Genomic DNA, 24,764 nt, shown 5'->3' with positions numbered 1-24,764 from the left:
GCGCGTCCCGCGCGGCCGGTTCCACGCCGGTCGCTCTGTTCACCCGGCCTGTACAGGCCGGGGCGGACGCGGTAGGTGAGGCCCATGCCCATACGCGCCCTTATCTTCGACCTTGACGGCACCCTGCTGGACACGCTGGAGGACCTGGCCGACGCGGCCAACGCCTGCCTGCTGGCCGAGGGACTTGCAGCGCACCCCGTGGACGCCTACCGCCACTTCGTGGGCGACGGCGTGGAAACCCTGTTCCGACGCGCGCTGCCGCCCGGCATCCCCCCCGGCGGCGCTGCCGACAAGGCAGTGGCCGCGCTGGTGGCCCGCATGCGCGAGGAATACGGCGCGCGCTGGTCGGCCAAGACCGGCCCCTACCCCGGCATACGTGAACTGCTGGCCGCGCTGACTCCCACCGGGCTGCCCCTGGGTGTGCTGTCCAACAAGCCGCACGCCTTCACCCGCTTGATGGTGGCGAGTTTTTTTGGCCAGGCCGGGGGAGGCGCGAAGGGCAGCATGGGGGATGCGGCGGGCGACGATGTTCCGCTGGGCCCGTTCGCGGTGGTGGCCGGGGCTCGTCCCGGCGTGCCCCGCAAGCCCGATCCGGCGGCGGCCATCGCCACGGCCCGCGCGCTGGGGGTGGACCCGGCGCACGCGGCCTTCGTGGGTGACAGCAACGTGGACATGCGCACCGCCCACGGCGCGGGCATGCTGGCCGTGGGCTGCCTGTGGGGCTTCCGGGGCGAGGCGGAGCTGCGCGAGAGTGGGGCGGCGGTGCTGCTGTCCCATCCGCTGGACCTGCTCCGCCACCTGTAGGGCCTGTTTCCGCATCATCCGTTTGGCTGCTGGCGGCCTTCGGGGCGGACGCCAGCGGCTGAAACGCCAGATCGGCAATGCCTGGGCCGGGTCTGGGCAATATCGGGGCAAGATCAGGCCGTGGCCTCGGGGTCGTATTCCCGCAGTCCCTGCTCGCGGATGGCCCGCGCGATGGCGTTGACCAGGGTGGCCGCCTCCACGGGCTTGGTCAGGTAGCCGTCCATGCCCGCCGCCAGAAACTGTTCGCGGTCGCCGCGCATGGCGTGCGCGGTCAGGGCGATGATGGGCGTTGTCGAGCGCGTCCGCAGGGTGCGCGGGTCCAGGCCCGGCGAGCCCTGCGCGGCGGGGGTTGCGCGGGCGTGCCGCCTTTCCGCAGCCGGGGGCTCGTCTGGTGGCATTGTGTCCGGCGGCATTGTGCCTGGCGCGCCGCCAGGCGCGGCCAGGTGCGCCGTTTCGCCCCGTGCCAGCGCGCGTACCCTGCGGGTGGCCTCCATTCCGTCCATGACCGGCATCTGGATGTCCATGAGCACGCAGTCGTAGTCGGCGGCCATCAGGGCCTGCACGGCGCGTTCGCCGTTGTCGGCGGTGGTCACCCGCGCCCCCATGTTTTCCAGCAGACGTGTAACCGCCAGGCGGTTCACCGCGTCGTCCTCGGCCAGCAGGATGGACCGCCCGCGCAGCGTCATGACGTCCGCCGTCGACAGGTCCGTCGCCGTCTCCTCCACCTTGTTCACGAACCGGAAGGGCAGGCTGACGCTGAAGGCGGTGCCCTGGCCGGGCGCACTCTCCACGGCGATGGTGCCGCGCATCAGCCGCACCAGCCGCCGCACGATGGGCAGCCCCAACCCCGCGCCCTGGTAGCGCCGGGTGGAGGCCGTCTCGCCCTGCACGAACGGCTTGAAGATGTCGTCCAGCCGGTCGTCAGCAATGCCGATGCCGGTGTCGCGCACGGTGAACAGCACGCGGCACCCCCGCGATCGCGTGGCCTGCACCCGCCACGCCTCCACCGCCACCTCGCCCTCGTCCGTGAATTTCACGGCGTTGCCCACCAGGTTGAACAGCACCTGGCGCAGGCGCATGGCGTCGCCGCTCAGGTGGCGGGGTATGCGCTCGTCCACGACCACCCGCAGGGCCAGGCCCCGTTCGGCGGCCGGGCCCTCGAACAGGCCGCGCACCTCGTCCAGCACCGCCCGCGCCTCGAACGGCTCGTCGTGCAATTCCAGCTTGCCCGCCTCGATGCGCGAAAGGTCCAGGATGTCGCCCAGCAGCAGCCCCAGGCGGCGGCACGACTGCATGGCCGCGCCCGCGTACATCTTGCGCATGGCGGCGGCAGGGTCTTCCAGCAGCAGTTGCAGCATGCCCATGATGCCGTTGAGGGGCGTGCGTATCTCGTGGCTCATGTTGGCCAGGAATTCGCTTTTGGTGCGGTTGGCGGCCTCTGCCGCCTCCTTGGCGCGGCGCAGTTCGCATTCGGCCTGCTTGCGGGTGGAACTGTCGCGCACGATGGCCAGCAGCAGCGGGTCGCCCTCTTCTTCCTCCATCAGGGCCATACGCATCTCCACCGGCAGCGGGATTCCCCCCTGGGTGCGGTGGGTGGTTTCGAACGTGGTCTTGCGCCGTTTCTCCAGGTTGGCGCGCAGCCGGGCGAAGGCGCGCCGGTCCAACCGTTCGTCGATGTCGATCAGGTTCATGCGCAGCAACTGTTCGCGGGTGTGGCCAGTCTGGTGTTCCGCCTCGGGGTTGGCGTCCAGGATGCGGCCCGCGCCATCAATGAGATAGATGGCGTCGCCCGCGCTTTCCACCAGCATGCGCAGCCGCAGTTCGCTGCGGCGCAGGGCTTCTTCGGCGCGGCGCTGCTCCGTGACGTCGGTGATGATGGAGTACAGCAGCGCCTCGCCGTGCAGGACCAGGTTGCCGGTGTTGGATTCCACGTCGCGGGTGGAGCCGTCGGCCAGCCGGTGGCGAAAGCGGAAGCGCTGCTTCTCGCCCCGAGCCGCGGAAGAAAGTTCGCCCCGCAGCGCGTTGGGCGGCAGGGTGTTGATGTCCGAGATGTGCATGGTGCGCAGCACGGTGCGCGGCCAGCCGTAGAATTCGGCGGCGGCGGGGCTGGCGTCGCGGATGGCCTTGGTGGCCGGGTCGATGAGCAGGGCCACCACGTGGTTGTTCTCGAACAGGCTTCGGTAGTGGGCCTCGCTTTCGCGCAGGGTGCGCCCGGCGCGCAGTCGCTCCAGTTCGGCCGTGGCGCGCCCGGCCAGGATGCGCATGATCGCGGTGCCCTCGCCCGATGGCAGGGCCATGGGCAGGTCGTGGAACACCGCCAGCACACCCAGGGCGTTGCCCCGTGCGTCGCGCAGCCCGAGGCCCATGTAAGAGCGTATGCCCAGCGAAACGTGCAGTTCGGCTTCCGGAAAGGTGTTCTGCACCCCGTCGGCGAACACGCACAGGTCGGGTGCATTGAGGGCCTGCGCGCAGGGCGTGCCGCGCAGCGCGTAGTCGAAGGGTTCGGCGGGCGCGTTGCCCAGCCACGCGGCCAGCACGCGCAGGTAGTCCCCGTCGTCGCGCAGCTCGCCCACCAGGGCGTAGCGCGCCCCCAGCCCCCGCGCCAGCTGCTGCACCAGCATCTGGAAGAACTCTTCCTCCACCAGCGGCGAGGTGACCTGCACGATGCTGCGCAGGGTGCTTTCGGCCCGGCCCAGGGCGCGGCGGGCTTGGTGCAGGCGCAGGGCCAGCCACAACAGCAGGGCGGCGGCGGGTATGACCAGCGCGGCGTCGTCGGCGACGTCGCTCCACCACGGGGCGGAGGGGGGCGAGGGAGGCTGGGGGGCGGCGTTGTCCGTTGCCCGCGAGGCGGCTTGCACTGCGATCCGGGCCGTTGCCAAGGGCGCGGCCGGGGCCAGCGCGGTCGGCCAGCACAGGGAGACCGCCATCGCAAGGGCGACGAACCGGACGACAGCGGATGCGGCCCCGAAATGATGCATGCTGGGCATGGCGGCTCCCCGTGCGCGGGTGGCGCGCCGCGCCGTGCGCGGCGCAAGGTGGTGCGTGTGGGGAGTATACGCGAAACCGCGCGCGGAGCGACATGAAAATTGCGGTGATGTGGGGTGTCGGCGTCGTGCTGGGGGATGAATCGGGGCGCGCGGGGGTGCAATCCGATCCGCCCCGTCACCCGCCCCCTACACGGGGATACGGGCAGAGCCGCCCGCGCACGAAATTGATGCGCCGGGGCCATGCCTGTGGTATGCCGGGGGCAAGGCGGCCAACCCCGCGACAGCAAAATCATAATCGAAGCAAAGGAGCGGACGCATGAACAAGGCGACGAAACCGGCAAAGGCCAAGCCCGCGAAGCCCGCCAAACCCACGGCGGCGCCCTCCCCGCGCGATGCCCGCAAGGCCAAGGTCATCGAGGTGCTGAACAAGGCGCGCGCCATGGAGCTGAACGCCATCACCCAGTACATGAACCAGCACTACGGGCTGGACAATATGGACTACGGCGAACTGGCGGCCAACATGAAGCTCATCGCCATCGACGAGATGCGCCACGCCGAGATGTTCGCGGAACGCATCAAGGAACTGGGCGGCGAACCGTGCACCGACCGCGCGGGTGATCTGGTCAAGGGCCAGGACGTGCGGACCATATTTCCCTATGACGCCGGGCTCGAGGACGACACCATCGACTTCTACAACCAGTACCTGCTGGTGTGTCGCGAAAACGGCGACAGCATCAGCATGAAGCTGTTCGAAACCATCATCGAAGAGGAACAGACCCACTTCAACTACTTCGACAACGTGGGCGAGCACCTGAAGAATCTGGGCGACACCTTCCTGTCGAAGATCGCGGGCACCTCCGCCTCCACCGGTCCTTCCACCAAGGGCTTCCTGATCAGCAAGGGCGGCGCCGCGGCGGGCTAGCCCCGGCTGCGGTTGCGGCCCCAAGGGCCGTCTTCCTGCATTGCGCCACACGGCGGCACGCATGCGTGCCGCCGTTTTCGCGTCTGGCGGATTTGTTGGCCGACGAGGGGGGGCGCGCCGCAGCGCAAGGGGCGGCGGGCGAAGCGGCAAGGAGGCCGGGGCACGTGCCGGGGCGCTGGAACGGCCGGGTTGCCGCCCGTCAATATCGCCCGTCAATATCGCCAGTCCGTGTCGCCTGCCGATGTCGCCCCTCAACGCCGCCGGGTCAGGGCCGTCCGGACCGGAAGGCGCGCAGCCCCAGCAGCAGACCGGCCATCAGCAGGGCCACGCCGCCAAGGCTGCCGGGGTCCGGCGCTTCGCCCCGCCAGCAATAGGCGTAGGTCAGGGCGGCCAGCGTCTCGCAGACCATCAGCTGCCCCGCGAGCCCGGCGGGCAGCAGGCGGCTGGCCCGGTTCCACAGGGTGGTGCCCAGCCACGAGGCCAGCAGCCCCAAGGTGAACATCAGCCCCGCGAAGGTCCACGGCCGGGGGCCCAGCGGGACGGCGAACCCGCCGCCCGCCATGCCGACGGCTCCGTTTCCGGCAAGGGCGTACCACGCCATGGCGCAGGCCATGCCCAGCAGCGCGGGCGGCAGGGTGGCCAGCCCCTGCGCCGTGGCCCACAGCCCGGACCCCAGGTGCGGGCGTTGCGCCAGCCACTGGCTGTTGCGCAGCGGATACCACGTCCAGCAGGCCACGGCCCCCCAGGCCAGCGCCACGCCGGTCAGGTAGTCGGCCATGGGCCGGTCGAAGCCGAGGCGGCCGATTTCGTGGCGGTTCACCAGCAGCACCCCGGCGGCGATGGCCGCCAGCGGCGGGGCCAGCCGCCTCCAGCGCAGCCGCCGGTCGCGCAGGTTGGAGATGATGGCGATGATGATGGGCAGGGTGCCGATGATCACCGTGGGCAGGGGCGCGTCCGCAAGTTGGATGGCCGCGGAAAGGCACAGGTAGTACAGGATGTTGCCGGTCAGGGCCAGTTCCAGCGCGCGCAGCCAGTCGGCCCGGTCCAGTTGGCGCAGCCGGACGCGGTCGCGCAGGCCCAGCACCAGCGCGATGGCCCCGAACGCCGTGTACCGGCCGAACGAGAGCAGGGCGGGCGGGTAGTCGCCCAGCAGCAGCGGCACGATGAACACCAGCCCCCAGGCCAGGCCCGCGCCCAGGGCGCACAGGGATCCTTGGGCCAGCATGCGCGGGGTCAGGACGGGGACGGCGGACAGGCGCGGGGCGTGCTGCGGCGTGGGCATGCCCCCTGCTACGCCGTACGGGGGCGCGCGGCAAGGGTGCCGTCTCCGGCCCGGCGCGGCGGTGCGCCGGGCCTGACGTCACGTCACATCACATCACGTCACGTCAGGGCAGGCGTCGCGTTACTGACAGACGGGCTTTGCGCCAGCCTGCTGCGCGGCCAGCCATTCCACCACGGCGGGCTTATCGGCCTCGCTGACCTGCGCGCCCTTGCCCATCATGCGGGTGACGGTGGTGTTCCAGGCGGTCTTGTCCTTCACGCCCAGGTTGGCGCAGATGCGCTGGGTGTTGTGGCACTTGGAGCAGGCGGACATGACGGTGCCCGCCGGGTCCTGCGCGCTGGCTGGCGCGGTGAAGGACAGGGCGGCCAGGCCGACGAACGCGGCGGCGATGAGCAGGGCGGCCGGAATCCGGCCACGGAAGGCGGACAGGCGGGGCATGGGCAACTCCTTGGTTGAAGGGGATTGCCGCCAGTATACACGCGGGCGCGCGCCGGGCGCAATGGGGGGATGCGGAAAAGGGGAAAATCGGGCGGGCCGATGAGGACAAGCGCGTGGGGGAGGGGCAGCGGACCTATGGGCACAAGGGCTTGTCGCCCGGCTTGCGGGTGGCCAGCCAGTCGATGACGGCGGCGCGCTCGTCCGGCCCAACGTTGGCCCCGCCCGTGATCATGCGGTCCACGGTCTTTTCCCAGCCCGCCCGGTCCAGCTTGCCGATGTCCGCGCAGATGCGCTCCGCTCCGTGGCAGATGCGGCAGGCCCGCATGACCACGGTCTCTCCGGGCGGCGTCTTGTCGCCGCAGCCCGCGAGCAGGGCGGGCGACGCCAGCAGGGCCAGCACGGAAACCCATGCCGCAAGCCGCCCGAGGGGAGGGGGAAGGCGCGGGACGCGAAGAAGGGGCTTGCGCGGTCGCGGGCCTTCGGGGCCGTGGATGCGGGGGGTGGCGGGGTCGGGGGACGCATGCGGCATGGCGGGCCTCCTGACGGGGGATGGTTGAAGCACCATACCGCAAACAGGGCCGCGCGCAACGTGCCCCACGCAGGTGCCGGGCGCGGCGATGACGGTGACGTGCCGCACGTGTCCGCTCGTGCCCGCTCGTATCCGTGGGAAAGGCCGCATAGGGGGCCAAGGCTTCCTGCTGCGTGAAGGTGCCCCGGTTACCTGGCCATCTGAAACACCACCGGCATCTCCACTTCGCAGGATACGTCGCGGCCGTCGCGGCCGCAGGGACGAAAGCGCCAGCGCTCCACGGTGTCAAGGGTGGTGTCCGCGAACAGTTCGGTGGCCTCGCCGCCCACGACGCGGCTGGACACCACGCGCCCCTTGGTGTCGATGCGCAGGCGCACCACCACCATGCCCTCCACGCCTCTGCTGCGGGCTTCGGCCGGGTAGGGGGGGCGCGGCGCGTACAGGGCGCGCGGCTTGCGGTCGTATCCATCGCCGCCGCCCTGCCCGTCGGTGCCGAATCCCTCGCCGCCGGGGCCGGATTTGCCGGATGATCCGCCCCCGGTGCCGCCCCCGGCCCCGAAGGCCACGCCTTTGTCCGTGCCGCCGCTGCCGGGGGCCGTTCCTTCCAGTTCGCCCGACGCGGTGGGGCTGCCCTGGGCGTCCACCTCGGTGGCGGGCTGGTGGGGCGCTGCCGGGGACGTCGCGGCAGCCGGTGGCGGGGCCTGCCGTTCAACGGGTTTGGGCTGGCGCGCCTTGTCCCGCTTGCGGGCGCTGACGGCCTTGGCGTCGGGCTTCACCTCCCTGGCCTGTGGCGGCGTGAGGGTGGGCGCGCTGGCCGCGTCCTTCGCCTGCACCGCCGCCGGGGGCGGGGCCGCGCGCTTGCCGCCTGGTCCGCCCAGGGTAAGTTCCATCATCTGGCTGCCGCCGCCAAGCCCGCCACCTTCCAGCCCGCTGGCCGCATCCAGCGGCATCTCGAACAGCAGCGCCGCCGCCAGCAGGCAGTGCGCAACCACGGCCCACAGCGTGAAACCGTCGAATATTCCGGAACCGCTGCTGTCCCGAGTGGCTACGAATGTGCCGCCCCTCGTCCCGCCCTCCGCGCGGCATGCGGACGCAACCGTGCGTGTGGTCATGGCCGCGCCCCTGGCGTCTGGTCGCCCCCGGGCTGCTCCTCTTCGGCCATGACGTTCATTTTCTGCACCCCGGCGGCGCGCACCATACCCAGCACCCGCACCACCCGGCCGTAGGGCACGGTCTCGTCCGCGCGCAAAAACAGCAGGCGGTTCGGCGTCACCACGCGTTCCTGCGCGAAGGCGGCCAGGTCCGCGTCGGCCACGGCGTCCTCGTCCAACAGCAGGCTGCCGTCGGCGCGGATGGTCAGCACCACGTGGTCGCTTTCGGTGGGCAGGGCGTCCACTGTTTTGGTCTGCGGCAGCGAGACGTCCAGCCCCGACTGCATCATGGGCGCGGTGATCATGAAGATCACCAGCAGCACCAGCATCACGTCCACGAAGGGCGTGACGTTGATCTCGGAAACGACGCCGCCGTCCTCGTCAGATGCCGCCCGCATCATCCGCCTCCGCCAGTTGCGCGCCGTTGCCGCCCAGCGCCGCGCCCACGTCGTGCATGACGTGGTTCAGGATCACCCCCGCCAGGTTCACCAGCCGGGCCTTGACCCTGTTCAGGGCGGCGGTGTGCAGGTTGAAGCCTATGGCCGCCGGTATGGCCACGCCAAGGCCCACGGCGGTGGCGATGAGCGCCTCGGAGATGCCCGGGGCCACGGCGGCGATGGAGGCGGACTTGGCCCCGGCCAGGTCGTGGAAGGCGTCCATGATGCCCCACACGGTGCCGAACAGCCCAACGAACGGGGCGATGTTGGCGGTGGTGGCCAGCAGGGGCAGTTGGGCCCCCAGCCTCCCGCCCTCGTCGGACACGGCGTGGCGCAGCGAACGGCGCACGTTGTCGGCCACCAGGGCGGCGGGGGCGTTGCACGCGCTCATGCGGCGATATTCGTCGTACCCTGCGCGCAGCAGGCTCCAGGCCATCCTGTCGCCGGAATCGCGAAACCGGGACATGGCCTGCTCCAGGCTTTCCATGCGGCCCAGCAGGTGCATGCAGCCGTCGATGCGTTCGGCCGCGCCCCGCAGCAGCAGGGCCTTGCGGAAGATGATGCCCCAGCTGGCCACGGACATGCCGAGCAGGGCCACCATCACCGTCTTGGCCACGGGCGTGGCTTGGGCGTACATTCCGATAATGCCGGTATCCATCTGAATCTCCTTGAAGGTACTGTCTGAAAAGTCGCGCGCCGGGGTCAGCCCGCCGTCACCCCGCCGTTGTGGACGGCGGGCCGGTGGGTGCGGTCGGGTCGCACAGCCGGGCGGCGTCCAGCAGCGCCCGCAGTTCGTCCGACGCGGGGTTCTGGAACAGGGCCGCCGAGGCGCCGTGTTCCACTATCCGGCCCGCCCGCAGCACCAGCATGCGGTGGCAGAAACTGCGCACCAGCGAGAGGTCGTGGGTGATGAACAGACAGGCCATGCCGTGGCGTTGCTGCAACCGGCGCAGCAGCGCCACGATCTGGAACTGCAACGCCCTGTCCAGCGACGAGGTGGGTTCGTCCAGCACCAGCAGGTCCGGCTCGAGCGCCAGCGCGCGGGCGATGGCCACCCGCTGGCATTGCCCGCCGGAGAGCTCGCCGGGGTACCGGTACAGAAAGTCCGCATCCAGGCCCACTTCTTCCAGCGAGGCCAGCGCGCGTCGCCTCCGTTCTTCCGCGCGGGCCACGCCGTGGACGGCCAGCCCCTCGGCAATGCTTTCGCCCACGGTCATGCGTGGGCTGAGCGACGCGAAGGGATCCTGGAACACGGCCTGCATCCGTCTGCGCAGCGGGCGCAGGCGCGCGGGGGGCAGGTCGTGCAGGGGCAGGCCGTCCAGCGCCACCCGACCCTCGGCGTCCAGCAGCCGCAGCACGGCAAGGGCCAGCGTGCTTTTGCCCGACCCGCTTTCGCCCACCACCCCCAGGCATTCGCCCCGCCGCAGGTGGAACGACACACCGGCAAGGGCGCGCGGCGCGGGCCGGTGCCGACGGAACAGGCCGCCGCGCGGGGCGAAGGAAACGCCAAGGCCCTCGGCCCGCAACAGTTCGGGCGCGCCATCGGTGTTGCCGGGCAGGGGCGCGGGGCCGGGCGGACCTTCCGCCCCCAGCAGGGCGCGGGTCACCGGGTGGGTGGGCGCGGTGAACAGGGTGTGCGCCGGGGCGGCCTCCACCACGCGGCCGTCGTCCATGACGTGGATGGCGTCCGCCAGGCTGCGCACCACGCCAAGGTCGTGGCTGACGATGAGCACGGCCATGCCCAGGCGGGCGCGCAGGTCGTCGAGCAGGCGCAGGATTTCCACCTGCACGGTGGTGTCGAGGGCGGTGGTGGGCTCGTCCGCGATGAGCAGGTCCGGTTCGTTGGCCAGCGCCATGGCCAAGGCGACGCGCTGTCGCTGTCCGCCCGAAAGCTGGTGGGGAAAGGCGCGCAGCCGGGATTCCGGCGCGTCCAGCCGCACCAGGTCCAGCAGTTCCAGCGCCCGTGCGCGGGCGGCCGGGCCGCGCATGCCCCGGTGCAGGGCGAGCGGTTCGGTCAGTTGGCGCTCCACGGTATGCAGCGGGTTGAGGCTGGACAGCGGATCCTGGAAGATCATGCCGATGCGCCGCCCGCGCAGCGTTTGCAGCAGGGCTTCACCCGCGCGCAGCAGATCAACGCACGGGGCTGGCGAGGGCGATGCCGCGCCGCCCGCCATGCCCGCGTGGAACAGCGCGCTGCCCCCGGTGATGCGGGCCCCGGCGGGCAGCAACCCCAGCAGGGCGCGGGCGGTAAGCGACTTGCCGGAACCGCTGGCCCCCACCAGTGCGGCCACGCGACCGCGCTCAAGGGTCAGGTCCACGCCATGCAGCACCGGGTGGGCGGCCGGACCCGTGCCGAATTCCATGCGCAGGCCGCGCACTTCGAGCAGGGGTGTGATCATGCCGTGCCTTCCTGTGCGGCTTGCGCGTTGCGGGCGTTTGCCGTGCGGGCGTCAGGCCGCGCACGGGGTACGGCCACGGCGGGGTCGAAGGCGTCGCGCACCCCTTCGCCGATGAACACCAGCAGCATCAGCAGGCCCGCCAGCACCCCGAAGGCCGAACACCCTATCCACGGGGCGTGCAGGTTGCCGCGCCCCTGCGAAACCAGTTCGCCCAGCGACGGATAGCCGGGCGGCAGGCCGAAGCCGAGAAAGTCGAGCGAGGTCAGGGTGACGATGGAGCCGTTCAGGTAGAACGGCAGGTAGGTGACCACGGCCACCATCGCGTTGGGCAGCACATGGCGCAGCATGATGCGCCATTCCGGCACGCCCAGGGCACGGGCTGCGCGCACGTAGTCAAGGTTGCGCCCGCGCAGGAATTCCAGGCGCACTGCCGGGACCAGGCGCATCCACCCGAACAGCAGCATGACCGCCAGCAGGGTCCAGAAGGTGACCCGGACCATGCTGGATACGATGATCAGCAGGTACAGGACGGGGATGCCGGACCATATTTCCATCATCCGCTGGCCGATCAGGTCCACCTTGCCGCCAAGAAAGCCCTGGGCAGCGCCAACCACGATGCCCACGGCCGCGCCTACAAGGGTCAGGGCAAGGCCGAACAGCACGGACAGGCGAAAGCCGTACAGCAGCCGGGCCAGTATGTCGCGGCCCTGGTCGTCGGTGCCCAGCCAGTTGTGGCGGCTGGGCGGCGCGGGAAAGGTGCCCGCGTCGTAGTTGATGGTGGCGTCGGCAAATCGCACCGGTGGCCACAGGGCCCACCCGTTGCGGCTGATGAAATCCGCCACCACGGGGTCGCGGTAGTCGGCCGGGGCGTCGAATTCTCCACCGAATTCCCGCTCGGAATGGTCGCGCAGCACGGGCAGGAACACCCGCCCGTTGACCACGACCAGCAGGGGGCGGTCGTTGGCGATGAATTCCGCGCCCATGCTGGCGCAGAACATGGCCAGGAACAGCATCAGCGACCACCATGCCCGGCGGTTGACCCGAAAGGCGTCCCATCTGCGGCGCGTGGCGCTCATGCGGACACCTCGCGGCGTTCGAAGTCTATGCGCGGGTCCACCAGCATGCACACCACGTCGCCCACCAGTGACATGACGAGACCGATCAGCGTGAACACGTACAGGGTGGCGAACATCACCGGGTAGTCGCGCTGCATGGCCGCCTCGAAGCCCAGCAGGCCAAGGCCGTTGAGCGAGAAGATGGTCTCGATGAGCAGCGCCCCGGTAAAGAACACCCGTACGAAGGCGGCGGGAAGGCCGCTGATGACCAGCAGCATGGCGTTGCGGAATACGTGCCGCCACAGCACCGCCTTGCGCGACAGCCCCTTGGCCAGGGCCGTTTCCACGTAGGCCTTGCCCAGTTCGTCAAGGAAGGCGTTGCGGGTGAGGGCCGTGAGCCCCGCGAACCCGCCGATGACCATGGAGCCGATGGGCAGCACCATGTGGTGGGCGTAGTCCGCCATCTTGCCCATGGCCGAAAGTTCGGCGAAGTGGGGCGATGTCAGGCCGCGCAGGGGAAACCACTTGAAATAGCTGCCCCCGGCAAACAGCACCACCAGCAGCACGGCCAGCAGGAAGGCTGGTATGGCATGCGCCGCGATGACCGCCACGCCCGAGGCGGTGTCGAACCGGCTGCCTCGCCGCACTGCCCGGGCCATGCCCAGGGGAATGGACACGGCGTAGATGATCAGGGTGCTCCACAGCCCCAGCGACAGCGAAACGGGCATGGCTTCGCCCACCAGTTCCAGCACGCCGCGCCCCTTGAACAGGCTGTCGCCGAAGCGGAACAGGGCAAAGTCGCCCAGCATGGTCAGATAGCGTTCGCCGATGGGGCGGTCGAAGCCGTACTGCTTGCGCACGGCCTCCACGGCTTGCGGGCTGAGCCCGGCGGCACCCCGGTAGGTTGGAGCCGATCCGTCTGTTTGCGTGGTTGCGGCATGCGTGCCGTCATTGGCGGGAGCCGCTCCGATGCGTTCCATGTAGCCTGCGCCGCCGTTTTCCAGCCTGGCGATGTACTGTTCGACGGGGCCGCCCGGCGCAAGCTGCACCACGAAGAAGTTCACGGTGATGATGCCGAGCAGCGTGGGCAGCACCAGCAGCAGGCGTCGCAGGATGTAGGCCGCCATGCCGGACGACGGGACGCGGGCTGTGGTCTTCATCGCGCCGCCTCCGTATGGGGTGTGGTGCCTTCGCCGGGGGCAGGGTTCGCATCGGTTGCCCACCACGTGTGCACGTCCATGCCGCCCCTGGGCGGGGTGGCCGGGTGCGCCACCCGTGTCTTCCAGTGGGCCACGCGCAGCTTGTCGCTGTACCAGCCGGGCACCACGTAGGCGCCGTGCAGCAGGACACGGTCGAGCGCGCGAACCGCATCCGTCAGCGTTGTCCGGTCGGGCGCGGCCACGATGCGCTCCACCAGCGCGTCCACCGCGGCATCACGGATGCCCGCGTAGTTGCGCGAGCCGGGGCGTTCGGCGGCCGCCGAGGTCCAGAAGGAACGCTGCTCGTTGCCCGGGCTGTTGGACTGGCGGAGCGTGGCGTACATCATGTCGAAGTCGAAGGCGCGGATGCGCGCCACGTACTGCGTCTGGTCGGCGACCTGCACGTCCATGGCGATGCCCATCCGTTCCAGATTGCGGCGGTAGGGCAGGACAACCCGCTCCAGTCCCTTGGACGACAGCAGCAGGGTGAAGCGCAATTGTTCGCCCCGGGCATTGCGCAGCACGCCGTCGCGCAGATCCCAACCCGCCCCGCGCAGCAGGGCCAGGGCCTCGCGCAGGCGGGGGCGGATGTCGCCGCTGCCGTCTCCGGCGGTGGGACGGGAAATCTCGCCGAACACGGCCGGGTCCAGTTTGTCCCGCAACGGTTCGAGCAGGGCCAGCTCGCCTTCGCCAGGCAGGGGCGGCGCAGCGAATTCCGAGTTGGTGAAATAGCTGGGGCAGCGCAGGTAGGCCCCGTGGAACAGGGCCTTGTTGGTCCATTCAAAATCGAAGGCCATGGCCACGGCCCTGCGCACTCGCGCGTCGGCGAACCGGGGCTGCCGGGTGTTGAAGATGAACCCGGACATGCCCTCGGTGCGGCCGTGGGGTATTTCCTCGCGGACGATGCGCCCGTCGCGCACCGCGGGGACATCGTAGGATTCCGCCCAGTCCTTGATGGTGCTTTCGGACCACAGGTCGAATTCGCCGCCCAGGAAGGCCTGCCGGGCCACGGTGACGTCGCGGTAGTAGTCGCAGCGCACCGCGTCGAAATTGTAGCGCCCCCTGTTGATGGACAGGCGCTCTCCCCACCAGCCGGGCACGCGTTCGTAGGTGATGCTGGCGCCGGGGCGGTGTTCGCGCACCCGGTATGGACCGCTGCCGGGCGCGGCCTCGCGCTGCGGTGCGGAAAAATCGCGCCCCTGCCACCAGTGGGCGGGCAGCACGGGCAGTTGCGCCACGATTACGGGCAGTTCGGGGTTGTCGCGCGTGGCAAATCGGAATCGCACCGCATGCGCATCCAGCACGTCCACGCCAGCCACCTGCGCGTAGTAGTCGCGGTAGAAGGGGGAGCCGTGCTCCACCAGGGCACGGAAGGTGAAAGCCACGTCGTCGGCGGTCACGGGTTTGCCGTCGCTGAAGCGGGCCTCGGGATGCAGGCGGCAGATCAGCCAAGTGCGGTCGGGGGCCAGTTCGAAGCTGTTCGCCAACAGCCCGTAGATGGCGAAGTCTTCGTTGCGGTTCGATTCGCCCAGGGTTTCGTACGTGAGTGAAATCTGGGCCGCAGGCATGCCGCGCATGATGAACGGGTGAAAGCTGTCGAATGTGCCGATGCTGCCCATGCGCAGGGTGCCCCCCTTGGGGGCGTCCGGGCGTACATGGGGCAGGTGGGCGAAGTCGGCGGGCAGGCCGGGCGCGCCGGAAATGGTCAGGGCAGGCACGGGCTGCCCGGCCACGGCGGCGGTGGCCCAGAACAGGCAGAGGGCCAGGGCCCCCGCGAAACGGCGCAGACATTGCGTCATCGTGTTCTCCGCGAAGGCGGCCGGGCGCGCTGGCGCGCCCGTGCCGCTTCGCCGTATGGCGTCAGAACGAGTACTTGAAACCGGCGTAGTACTGGCGGCCCATGATGTAGCCGCCGTCGGTGTCCGTCCGGCTGTATGCATCGAGCAGGTTGGTGATTTCGAGCGTCAGTGTGAGGGTGTGTTCTTCCTTGCGGAACACGTCCCATTCGACAGCCGTGTCTATGGTCACGCTGTCCCCGAAGGTCTTCACTTCGTAGGCGTTGTAGCGCAGCCCGTCCGCATCGTAGTAGTAGCCGTCGCTTACGAGGGATTTTCCGGGCCCTTTGTAGCGAAGGATGTTGAACCAGCGCAGGTAGTTCTCATAGAAACTTCCGGTGTGGGTCAGGGTGCCTATCCACGGGCGGTTGTAGTTGCCCGCGGGCAGGTTGGAGCGGGGAATGAGCGCGCCGTTGAAGTATACGGTTTCCCACTCCACGGCGCTGGAGGTGTCACCTTCCAGAAATGAACTGTCGAAGTCGGTCCCGTCTGTCTTGGTGTGCGACCGGGTGATGCCGATTTTCAGGGTATGGTCGCCAACAGGGGTGTTGGTGAAAGCGCGTTCCGCCTCCCAGGTGATGCCCCAGTAATCGGACTCGCCACCGTTGAAGAGCACTTTCGTGCCGTCGTCTTCCGTCTTCGTGCGGATCTGGTCGCGGTGCTCGCGTTCTTCCACGCGCATGCCGAACAGGATGTCCCACAGCCGCAGGGTGAATCCGCCGGTCAATTCATCGGCGTAGGGGGTCTTGAGGTCGCCGAGGTTGTAATAACTGTTGCTGCCCGTCTGGTACTGGGTCCAGTCGCTGAGGCCCGAGGCGCTGAGCGTGCGCGAGTACCTGTCGTAGCCCTGGGTCTGGCGCAGGGCGTAGGTGAGGATCTGCGTGCCGTAGTAGCGGTTGTACCCGCCGATGAGGTGGAACACGTCGTCGTCGAACACGTCGAGGTCGGCCATGGAACGCCACGCCGGGTCCACGTTGCCGCTCACATCGTCGTAGGAAACGCGCAGGCCGGGCCGCAGGGTGAGCCGCCCGAGTTTGATGGTGTCCTGCCCGAACCAGGCAAGGGCGTTGGCCGAGGTTTCGCGCGAGTACGGATCAAGCACCGCCAGGCGCGATGCGTACTGTTCCCCGGCGATGGCGCCGTCAGCCGCGTTGATCCATGCCTGCTGCGCGGCGGAGGTGGGGAAGATGGGGCTGGAGTATGACTTGCTTCCGGTTACGTCGGTAGCTACTCGCGTGTTTCTCAACTCCACACCGGTTTGTAGCACGTGCGACAAGAAGGCCGTTTCGAACGAATCGCCTTCCAGTACGGACTTCCAGGTGATCTCGTCCTGCATCTGCTCGTAGTCGCCGAACGAGCCTTCCATGGCGTAGGTGGTATTGCTGGCCCACGTGGCGTACTGGCTGGCCTGTCCGGTGGTGGAGGCGCGCCGCCAGGTGTAGTTTTCCTCACCGCTGCCGTAGCGGGACAATTCGTAGCGTGTGAAGCCGAGCGTGTTCTTCCACGACACGGGGCCGAAGTCGTAGGTGCCCTCAAGGGCGGAAATGAAACCGCCACCGGTCACGTCGAATTCGCTGTCGCGGCGCAGGGCCACGTACATTTCGCGGGAATACGGGGCGTAACCGAGGGTCAGTGTGCCCTCGAAGGGGCTGTCATCGGGCGTCAGGGCGAGTTTGGTCAGGAAGTTCTCGTTGGTCCGGTACTGGTTCTTGGTGTCGCCCCATGTGGTGTTCAGCGGAATGATCGAATGCTTGATGCTGTAGTTCAGCAGGATGGCCAGGTTGTCATTGATGGGGCCTTCCAGCGCCATTGATGTGTCATGGCGCTGGAAGAATATCTGCTCGTCCACGCTGGTCGATGAACTGTCCAGATCCTCGCTGTCCTCGGTCTTGATTTCCGCCCAGTTGTTGCGGGTGTGCCGGTATTTGAAGAAGCCGTGCCAGCCATCGGTGCGAGGTTTCTTGATGTCGGCGCTGACCACGCCGCCGGTGAAGCCGCCGTATTCGGCCGGTATGTTGTTCTTGAACAGGGTGATGTTGTCCAAAAGATCCGTGTCGATGTAGAACGACTGAGCCTCGCCCGTGGGGGCCGTGCCGTCGGCGGTGGTTTCGTCCTCGCCGGAAGGGTCGAGCCGGTTTTCGGTGCTGATGCCATCGATCAGGTAGCTGTTTTCATAAGGGCGGCTGCCCGCGATGGAGACGCGCGGCGGGCGGATTTCGCCACCCTGCATGCTGGAATAGGCGCTTTCGTCGAACTGCACGTCGGACTGGGTGCGCAAGGCGTCGTTGATTGTCCTGCCCGGCGAGGGCAGGCTGTTCACCAGCTTGCCGTCCAGCACCACCTTGCCCATCTGCTCCTGCTCGCCGGTGACCTTCAGAGGGTCCAGCCGGTACACGCCCGAATCGTCGGCCTGTGCCGCCGTGGCGTTGTGCAGGGTCCCGTTCCGCATCGTGGCATTGCGGTTGGTGGCGTTTTCGCCCGGCGAACCGGACGGGGCCGTGACGCCGGGCATGTCCTCCATGCTCGGGGCCTCGGCGGCGAAGGCCGCGCCCGGAAGGGCGAGCAGCACGGCCAGCGCCAGCGCGGGGATGCGTTTCATGGTTTCCTCCTCTTGAAAACGGATGTTATTTTCAACTACAGGACGGCTGGCGGCCGCCGGGCGGCGATGAAGGCGGGGGCGTGACCCCCACCGGGCCGAAGAGCGCCACGCCCACAAGGCCCGGCAGGCCGAAGGCCAGCGTGACCAGCATTTCCACGGGGTGTACGCGCTGGCGTTGCCAGCGCCGCCCCGCCAGAAGCAGCAGGGTGGCGGCCACGCAGCCCAGTGTGGCAATCGGCAGTGAAGCGGCGGGCTCGACGCGCAAAAGGATGCGGCCCTCTTCGGGTGCGAACTGGCGCACGGCGAAGGGCGACAGGGCCGATCCCATGTCCTGCAGGAAGGCCAGCCGTTCGCGCATCGGGGCGGGCAGGCCGAGGTTGAAGCGCCGCACGGGCGCGTAGGCGGGCGTGACGGCCACGTAGCGCGTGGGCAGGTTGATGCGGTCGCGCACGTCGGCGGTGGCCACGGTGCGGTGCAGCGGGTCGCTGCGCACCTGCGCGAGGCTGCCGGAAGCGTCGAACCCCTCCAGCGGCAGGCGCGTCAGGGTATTCCCGTACATGACGAGGTACACGGCGGCATCGGTGACGATGGCCCCGATGAACTCCTTGCGGGGGTGCTCGTCCACCACCACGGCGCGGACCCTGCCCTCCACCGCAAGACCGGTGGCCCGGCAGGCGGGCTCGCCCCGCACCATGGTGAGCTGGAACACCGCCCCCTTGCCGTCCACCAGCAGGTAGCCTTCGTCGAAGGGTTTCAGGGGCGTGGGGTTGCCCCCCAGGCCGCGCAGCGGCCAGGCCACACCGGCCGCGTTCATGGCGTCGCGGAAGTTGGCGGACTTTTCCGCATTCACGGAGCCGTCGGCGCAGCGGATGAAGGTGATGCCGTCCGCCTCCAGCCGGAACACGTCCGGGGGCAGCCCAAGGCTCGCCCCCGTGGGCGATGCTTCCAGCAGCACGTGCAGGGGCGGCTGGTCACGGTTCCAGTCGCGCGGGCGCAGTTGCAGGCTCTGCATGGCCTGGCGCGCCGCCTCGGGCGTGACGGGCGTGCCCGTCACCGTGGCCGGGAACTGCTTCTGCTTCTCGAGGTCCGCGAAATAGAGGAACGGCAGCAACAGGCGGAAGTCGCGCAGGGTATAGGTTTTGCCGTCCTCGTCGGAGTATTCCGAGGCGCTGGAGGTGTCCGTGCGGATCATGAACCGGTCGATAACCGCGCTGTAGAAGGCGGAGGACCACATGCGCTCGGGGTTGGTGGCCCGGCGGTAGGCGTCGGGAATGAGCCAGGACATGGCCGCGCACATGACCAGCGCGGCGGCAAGGCGGGCGACGTGCAGGTTCATGCCCCCTCCTTCACGCGCAGGGCGGCGGCCTCTACCGGCAGCAGCCACGGCAGGCAGGCCGCCGCGTACAGCCAGAGGCTGGCATCCATGCCGCCGTACCCGAAGGTGCGGGTGAGCAGCGTGACGTAGATCAGCCCGGCCATGCCCATGCCCAGACGGCGCGGGGTGAACTGCTCGGCCAGCACGGCGGCCACGGCAAGGTACGCCACTGCCCCGCCAAGGGCAGAGGGCAGCAGCGTGCGCAGCATGGCCCCGGCCAGCTCCGCGGGCAGGTCGAACGAGGCCAGCAGGAGGGCGAAGCCGCCCAGTTCCACCACGGTCAGCGCGGCCAGCGCGGCCAGCCCCACGGCGGCCGGGGCGAACAGGGCCACGCGGTGGTGCACGGGCAGGTGGAACAGCAGGCGCAGCCGACGGCCAGAGCATTCCCGCCAGTACTGCACTGCGGCCAGCCAGGCCCCGGACAGCGGCAGGATGTAGACCAGCATGCCGAAGAAGATGTCCTGCTTGTAGATGAGCATGGACCACAGCGGGACGGCCCCGTGGTTGTTGCGGATGGCGCGCATGGTCATCCATGCGTCCGCCAGGGCCACGGCAATGCCCACCAGGGGCAGCCAGCCGGGCAGGCGCAGCTTTATCCATTCCTTGAGCAGCAAGGCGCGCAGCATGGGTGCGATCTCCATGGTCCGGAGCGTGGCCGGACCTGCTTGTTGGGGCGTCATTCGCGTCCGGTCAGGCCGATGAAGGCGTCCTCGAAGGTCATGGGCACTTCGGTCAGCCCGTCGGCGGGCAGCCCCAGCCCGGTCAGTCGGGCTGCCATTTCCTCCGCCGTGGCGTATGCGTATACGGCCACGTGGCTGGACTGGTCCTCGACCCCCACGATGACGCCGCCTGGCCCATTCGCCACCAGGCGTTCCACTTCCGGCCCGAAGGGCAGACGGTACTGGCGGAAGTTGGCCATGAACTCGTCGCGGCGGCAGTCGGCCACCACGCGCCCGCGTTGCAGCACGATCATCCTGTCCACGAAGCGGTCCAGTTCCTGCACCACGTGCGAGGTAAGCAGCACCGTGGTGCCCCGCTCGCGCACGTAGGCGCGCAGCAGGGTGAGGAACTGGCGGCGGTAGCCCACGTCCAGGCCCATGGAATAGTCGTCGAGAATCATCAGGCGGGGGTTCTGGGCCATGATCAGCCCCAGCACGACTTGCGAGCGCTGCCCGCAGGACATGCGGGACACCCGCCTGTCGGGGGGGATGTCGAGCCTGTCCACCAGTTCCCAGAACACCCGGCTTTCCCATCGGGGGTAGAACGGGGCGTGGAACCGCTCGATTTCCTTGATGGTCATGAAGTCGTACTGGATGAACCCTTCGTGCAGCAGCCCGATGTCGGCGCGCACGGCTGGGGGCAGCGAGTGGCTGGAATGGCCCAGCACCCGGCATTCGCCGGCCTGCGGCTGCAGGAAGCCCATCAGGATGTTGATGGTGGTGCTTTTGCCCGCGCCGTTGCGGCCCAGCAGGCCGAATACCCCGCCTTTCTCCACCGTGAAGTCCAGCCCGTGCAGCACGGGTTTTTCGCCGTAGCCGTGGCGCAAGCCCCGGCATTCGATCATGGCCGTCATCGCAGGGCCTCCGTGGTCGCGTCGGCGCCGGGGGTGGCGGGGACGCCGGGCGCCGTGGTGGATGTAGCGGACAGGCTGGGGACGGATGCGGTCACGGCGGCAGGTTCCCCGATCACGGCCAGGTCCGCGCCCGGCGTGCCGAAGGCGCGGGCGGCCTCGCGGGCGAGGTCGGCGTCGGTCACCGCCCGCAGCAGGGCGGGAAAGCCCTCGCTCCAGGCCAGGTGGGGCCTGCCGGTCCTTGCCTCCTGCGTCAGCAGGCCGTTCCAGTGCTGGTTAGAGGTGGCGGCGGTGGACAGGGCGGTCAGGATGGGCCCGCGCAGGCGTTTGGCCGTGCCCTTGGGCACGTCGCCTCTGGCCAGTCGGTCCGCAACCCGGCGCACGGCTTCGCGTACTGTGCCGATAGTGGCCGCGTCGGTGCGGGCCGTGGCCGTGTACATGCCGAAGCCGCCGAACTCCGTGTCGTGCCGGTACATGCCGCGCGGGGCGTAGGCCGCGCCAAGGTGTTCGCGCACCTCTTCGCGCAGGGCGTCGTTGAGCGCGGCGGCCAGCAAGCGTCGCACGGCAAGGGCGGGACGGTCCGTCTCATCGGGAAGGTCGCGCCGCCAGGCCGCCACGAGCACCGAGGAGCCTGCGGGGTCCTCGGCATGCTCGGTGCGGGAGCGCCCGTGCGGGAAGGGCACATCAGGCGCGCTCCACGGGGCGGGGCGCACGGGCGCGGCGTCCGCGAACAGGCGCGCGGCGCGGGCCACCATGGCGTCCGCGTCGAAGTCGCCCACCACAACCAGCGCGCGTGGCCCGGCCGCGCGGGTGGCGGCAAGATAGGCCTGCATGCGCTCCAGCGGAACTGCGGCCATGTCCGCCTCGTCCAGTACGTCCAGATTGCGCGTGCCGCCGTAGAGGAATTCGCGCGAGGCCTCCATGGCCACCCGTGCGGTGGCGCGCTTGCGCTCCGCCTTCAGGGCTTCCATTGCGCGCATGCGGCCGGCCTCGGTCACCATGGGGTCGCGGAACTGGGTCCACAGCGCGGTGATGGCCACGTCCTGTTCCTGGGTGTTGCCGCCAACCCGGATGGCGCACACGTCGTCCTCGTGGCGTTCGGCCACGCCGTTCAGGCGCCAGGCAAGCTGGCTGCGGAACGCCTCGCGCGAAAGGCGGCCCAGGGCTTCTTCCTGCAGGGCTCGCTCGGCGGCGCGGGCCACGCGGTCGTCATCGGCGGAAAGGGCGCGTCGCCCTTCGCCGAACAGCAGGGTGGCGGCGAAGCGGCCCTTTTCAAAGGGGGTGGGCAGCAGGTGCAGGGCCATGCCGTTCGCCAGTTGCACGGTGCGGCGCTCAAGTGTCACGCTTTTGGTCGCGGCGAGGTTGGCGCGCTGGTCGGACGCCACCGGTGCGGCATGGTCCGGTTCCGTCAGATAGGGGAAGGTGACGGAGGTGTCCGCCACGCTGCGCCGCGCCGGGGCGGCGGCACTGCGCGACCATGCCTCGACGATGGCTTGCCCGGCCCCGTCGCCCAGGTGGCGCAGGGAGGGCGCGCCCGCCACGTGCAGCAGGCGATTGCCGGTGGCCCAGCGCTGGCGGAAGGCGGCCTCCACGTCGGCCCGGGTGGCGGAACCCAGCAGGCCGAGCACCAGCGTGCAGGTCTGCCCCGTGGACTGGAACACCCGGTCCGCGTTCAGGGTGGCCACGGCCTCCTTGGCGATGTCGCCGCTGGTGCGGTTGTCCCGCTCACGGAGCATGGCCTCGAACCGGGCCACGTAGAACTTGCGGGCGTCCTCGAATTCCCGGTCGGTGAAGCCCCCTTCCAGCGCCGCGCGCAGTTCCTGCTCGACCAGGGTCAGCGCGTCCTGCCAGCGTTCCGGGGCGCACCGGGCGGCCACGGTGGAGGTTTCGACCATCTCGAAGGCGTTGGCGAAGGCCACGTGCGCGCCGAGCAGCGGCGAGGCCTGGGCGGACGCGCGCGTCAGCAGGCGGCCCTGAAAGGCGTGTTGGGCCAAGGCGTCCATGAGCTGGGCGCGCTGCACCGCCGGGGAGTCGGGCAAGGCGCGCGGCGCGTGCATGGCAGTGACGGAAACGGACGCGCCGTTCTCGTCGGCGGGGTCGAACGAGGCGGTCACCCCGGCGTGGGCGGGCACGCCAAGGTCCGGCATGGGCACGGCCGGGCCGTGCGCGACAAGGTCCGCAAAGGCGCGCTCCACGGCGGCGCGGGCAGTGGCCGGGGCCACGTCGCCCACCATCACCAGCACCATGCGTTCGGGCCGGTACCAGGCGTCGTAGAAGGCGCGCAGGCGGGTGCTGTCGGCGGCGCGGATGACGGCCTCGCTGCCGATGGTTTCGTTGGCGTAGCGGGTGCCCGCGTACAGCGCGTTGCGGCGCGCCCGGGCCGAGCGGCTCTTTTCGGTGTCGCGGTCCTGCTTTTCCGCAAGGATGACCCCGCGCTCCTTGTCCACCTCTTCCGGGCGCAGCAGCATGCCGTCGGCCACGTCGCGCATGACCAGCAGCCCCTTGTCGATGACGGCGGCGTCGGCGGCGGGCAAATCAAGGGTGTACACCGTTTCGGCATAGCTGGTGTGGGCGTTGGCGTCGCCGCCGAAGGACATGCCGTTCTGCTGCAGGAAGGGGATCAGCGCGCCGGGCGGAAAATGGCGGGAGCCGTTGAAGGCCATGTGCTCGAGGAAATGGGCGAGCCCGAGCTGATCGTCGGTTTCCATGAGCGATCCGGCCTGCACGTTGAAGTGCAGGCTGACGCGCCCGGCCGGGCGCGCGTTGGGCACGATCAGGTAGCGCATGCCGTTGGGCAGGCGTCCGAACTGGGCCCCGTCGTGCGGGGCAAGGGCCGGATCATTCGCGGAGGCGCGTTCATGCGGCCACGCCCCGTCGTACCAGTTGAAGGGGATGGCCTGGGGTGCGCCCGATGCATCGGACGGACTGGACGCGCCGACAGTGGCCGACGAGGGCGCGCCAGGCCTGCCGGAACAGGCGGCAAGGGCGCAGCACAGCAGCGTGGCCAACAGGGCGGGCAGAAGAACGTGGGTGCGCGAGATGGACATGGCGGTGACAAACGCTCCTTGGAAGGCGTGCGAAGGATGCCGAAGAGTCCGCGTAAGCCACGGACGAGTGCCGACGGGCGTTGGCCCGCGTGTCGACATTCCGGGGTTTCGGAAGGGGCTACATGGACCGCGACCGCTCCGCCGGGGTGCGTGAGGCGTTGCGGACGGCCACGGGGGGCTGGCCGAAATGGGCGTGGAACGCGCGCGAGAAGGACGGCAGGCTGTCGTAGCCCACGGCCAGGGCGGCTTCGGTCACCGACATACCTTCGCGGGCCAGCAGGGCGCGGGCGGCTTCAAGCCGCTTGCTGCGCAGGTACTCGCGGACGGTCATGCCGAACGCGGAACGGAACCTGCGCGCCAGGGTCGCCCTGCTGGTGCTGCACAGCGAGGCCAGCTCCGCGATGGACGGAGGGTTGGAAAGATGCTGCTCGAGTATTTCGGTTGCGAGATGCTCCGGCTTGCACCTTGTTGAATGCGAAACAAGCGAATCAGCCACCAACGCCAGCAGTACCAGTGTTTGACCGACAGCCCACAGCGACTGGGGCTTGCTTGTCTTGACTTCACGCAGCGATTCGATCTGCAGCAGCATCTCGGGAGTTGCCGACACCACCATCAGCGAGGGAATATTCTCCTGCATCTCTCCTGTCGCTTCACGGCGCAAACCCGTGATTGTCAGACGGTGGGGCCTGCCGGGCGTCAATGGAATGGAGACTTCATGCCGCCCGCCCTTGGCGGGGATATCGGCATCATGGGCAATGACAGCTGAAATCGCCCCGCTGTTTTCCGAAAGCAGCATGCAGCACGGTGTGTGTGCTGTGATTGCCAGTTGATGAACACACGCATGTGTCTGATTCACCAGCATGGTCGAGACGACACTCGGCGGGGTGCATTCACGCTGGTGGCCTGGTGGGTAGAATGAAAACACTGGACGTATGGTCATGCATCTCTCTTCGAGGCTGAGCGCATCCATATCCCTTGATGGGGCAGGTGCGTATCGCCGTCGGAACGCAGACGGTTCCGAACTGATTGCTCGCGTTTATTGATGAGGTCTCATGATTGAGACTGATTTTCAACATCACTTTTATCCCGAACTCGCACACGGGTCTTATCTGGGGGGCTCAATCTTCTGAACATT

Annotated in this window: 19 protein-coding genes; 2 read left to right on the top strand and 17 right to left on the bottom strand. The window is 69.2% G+C overall.

Annotated elements, in window-relative coordinates; genetic code table 11:
- Positions 1-84 precede the first annotated feature (84 nt).
- A complete protein-coding gene (locus RVX_RS16805; protein ID WP_116307531.1) occupies positions 85-804 on the top strand; it encodes an HAD family hydrolase in 720 nt (239 codons plus the stop codon).
- A gap of 113 nt (positions 805-917) precedes the next feature.
- Here RVX_RS16805 and RVX_RS16800 read toward each other — a convergent pair whose 3' ends face one another.
- Positions 918-3,791, bottom strand: coding sequence for a PAS domain S-box protein (locus RVX_RS16800; protein WP_230404746.1), 2,874 nt, complete (start codon positions 3,789-3,791; stop codon positions 918-920).
- Positions 3,792-4,107: 316 nt separating this feature from the next.
- Here RVX_RS16800 and RVX_RS16795 point away from each other — a divergent pair, with 316 nt between their 5' ends.
- On the top strand, positions 4,108-4,713 hold the full coding sequence (locus RVX_RS16795; protein WP_116307533.1) for a bacterioferritin: 606 nt from the start codon (positions 4,108-4,110) through the stop codon (positions 4,711-4,713).
- A gap of 265 nt (positions 4,714-4,978) precedes the next feature.
- On the opposite strand, the gene RVX_RS16790 is transcribed toward RVX_RS16795, so the two are convergent.
- The 16 genes from RVX_RS16790 to RVX_RS16715 all read right to left on the bottom strand — a co-directional run bounded on the left by RVX_RS16790 (position 4,979) and on the right by RVX_RS16715 (position 24,266).
- Complete coding sequence (locus RVX_RS16790; RefSeq protein ID WP_216362354.1) at positions 4,979-5,995, bottom strand: DMT family transporter; 1,017 nt, start codon at positions 5,993-5,995, stop codon at positions 4,979-4,981.
- A 120-nt stretch (positions 5,996-6,115) separates the two neighbouring features.
- Positions 6,116-6,433: a hypothetical protein gene (locus RVX_RS16785; protein ID WP_116307535.1), complete on the bottom strand. Its 318-nt coding sequence runs from the start codon at positions 6,431-6,433 to the stop codon at positions 6,116-6,118.
- A 133-nt stretch (positions 6,434-6,566) separates the two neighbouring features.
- Positions 6,567-6,962, bottom strand: a complete 396-nt coding sequence (locus tag RVX_RS16780; protein WP_116307537.1) for a hypothetical protein — start codon at positions 6,960-6,962, stop codon at positions 6,567-6,569.
- A gap of 188 nt (positions 6,963-7,150) precedes the next feature.
- Positions 7,151-7,954: an energy transducer TonB gene (locus RVX_RS16775; RefSeq protein WP_116307539.1), complete on the bottom strand. Its 804-nt coding sequence runs from the start codon at positions 7,952-7,954 to the stop codon at positions 7,151-7,153.
- Positions 7,955-8,070: 116 nt separating this feature from the next.
- Positions 8,071-8,511, bottom strand: a complete 441-nt coding sequence (locus RVX_RS16770; RefSeq protein WP_116307541.1) for a biopolymer transporter ExbD — start codon at positions 8,509-8,511, stop codon at positions 8,071-8,073.
- Positions 8,495-9,208 carry a MotA/TolQ/ExbB proton channel family protein gene (locus tag RVX_RS16765; protein WP_116307543.1) on the bottom strand — a complete coding sequence of 238 codons (714 nt, stop codon included), beginning with the start codon at positions 9,206-9,208 and terminating at the stop codon, positions 8,495-8,497. The genes RVX_RS16770 and RVX_RS16765 overlap by 17 nt, the downstream gene beginning before the upstream one ends.
- A 55-nt stretch (positions 9,209-9,263) precedes the next feature.
- Positions 9,264-10,949: an ABC transporter ATP-binding protein gene (locus RVX_RS16760; protein WP_116307545.1), complete on the bottom strand. Its 1,686-nt coding sequence runs from the start codon at positions 10,947-10,949 to the stop codon at positions 9,264-9,266.
- Complete coding sequence (locus RVX_RS16755; protein WP_116307547.1) at positions 10,946-12,025, bottom strand: ABC transporter permease; 1,080 nt, start codon at positions 12,023-12,025, stop codon at positions 10,946-10,948. Before RVX_RS16755 ends, RVX_RS16760 begins: the two co-directional genes overlap by 4 nt.
- On the bottom strand, positions 12,022-13,131 hold the full coding sequence (gene yejB / locus RVX_RS16750; RefSeq protein ID WP_116307840.1) for a microcin C ABC transporter permease YejB: 1,110 nt from the start codon (positions 13,129-13,131) through the stop codon (positions 12,022-12,024). Before yejB ends, RVX_RS16755 begins: the two co-directional genes overlap by 4 nt.
- A gap of 29 nt (positions 13,132-13,160) precedes the next feature.
- Positions 13,161-15,002, bottom strand: coding sequence for an extracellular solute-binding protein (locus tag RVX_RS16745; RefSeq protein ID WP_420192388.1), 1,842 nt, complete (start codon positions 15,000-15,002; stop codon positions 13,161-13,163).
- Between the two features lie 61 nt (positions 15,003-15,063).
- On the bottom strand, positions 15,064-17,637 hold the full coding sequence (locus tag RVX_RS16740) for a TonB-dependent receptor plug domain-containing protein (protein ID WP_116307551.1): 2,574 nt from the start codon (positions 17,635-17,637) through the stop codon (positions 15,064-15,066).
- 31 nt (positions 17,638-17,668) lie between these two features.
- Positions 17,669-18,973, bottom strand: a complete 1,305-nt coding sequence (locus tag RVX_RS16735; RefSeq protein ID WP_116307553.1) for a DUF4857 domain-containing protein — start codon at positions 18,971-18,973, stop codon at positions 17,669-17,671.
- Positions 18,970-19,638, bottom strand: coding sequence for a hypothetical protein (locus RVX_RS16730; RefSeq protein ID WP_116307555.1), 669 nt, complete (start codon positions 19,636-19,638; stop codon positions 18,970-18,972). Before RVX_RS16730 ends, RVX_RS16735 begins: the two co-directional genes overlap by 4 nt.
- A gap of 50 nt (positions 19,639-19,688) precedes the next feature.
- Entirely contained in the window at positions 19,689-20,585 is an 897-nt protein-coding gene (locus tag RVX_RS16725; RefSeq protein ID WP_116307557.1) for an ABC transporter ATP-binding protein, read from the bottom strand.
- Positions 20,582-23,629 carry a M16 family metallopeptidase gene (locus RVX_RS16720; RefSeq protein WP_172596636.1) on the bottom strand — a complete coding sequence of 1,016 codons (3,048 nt, stop codon included), beginning with the start codon at positions 23,627-23,629 and terminating at the stop codon, positions 20,582-20,584. The genes RVX_RS16725 and RVX_RS16720 overlap by 4 nt, the downstream gene beginning before the upstream one ends.
- A gap of 118 nt (positions 23,630-23,747) precedes the next feature.
- On the bottom strand, positions 23,748-24,266 hold the full coding sequence (locus RVX_RS16715; protein ID WP_172596637.1) for a helix-turn-helix domain-containing protein: 519 nt from the start codon (positions 24,264-24,266) through the stop codon (positions 23,748-23,750).
- Positions 24,267-24,764: the final 498 nt, after the last annotated feature.

It is taken from the genome of Nitratidesulfovibrio sp. HK-II (assembly GCF_003402415.2).
Classification (GTDB): Bacteria; Desulfobacterota; Desulfovibrionia; order Desulfovibrionales; family Desulfovibrionaceae; genus Cupidesulfovibrio.
The sequence above is the reverse complement of the archived record's forward strand: the minus strand, read 5'-3'. Positions and strand labels throughout refer to the sequence as shown.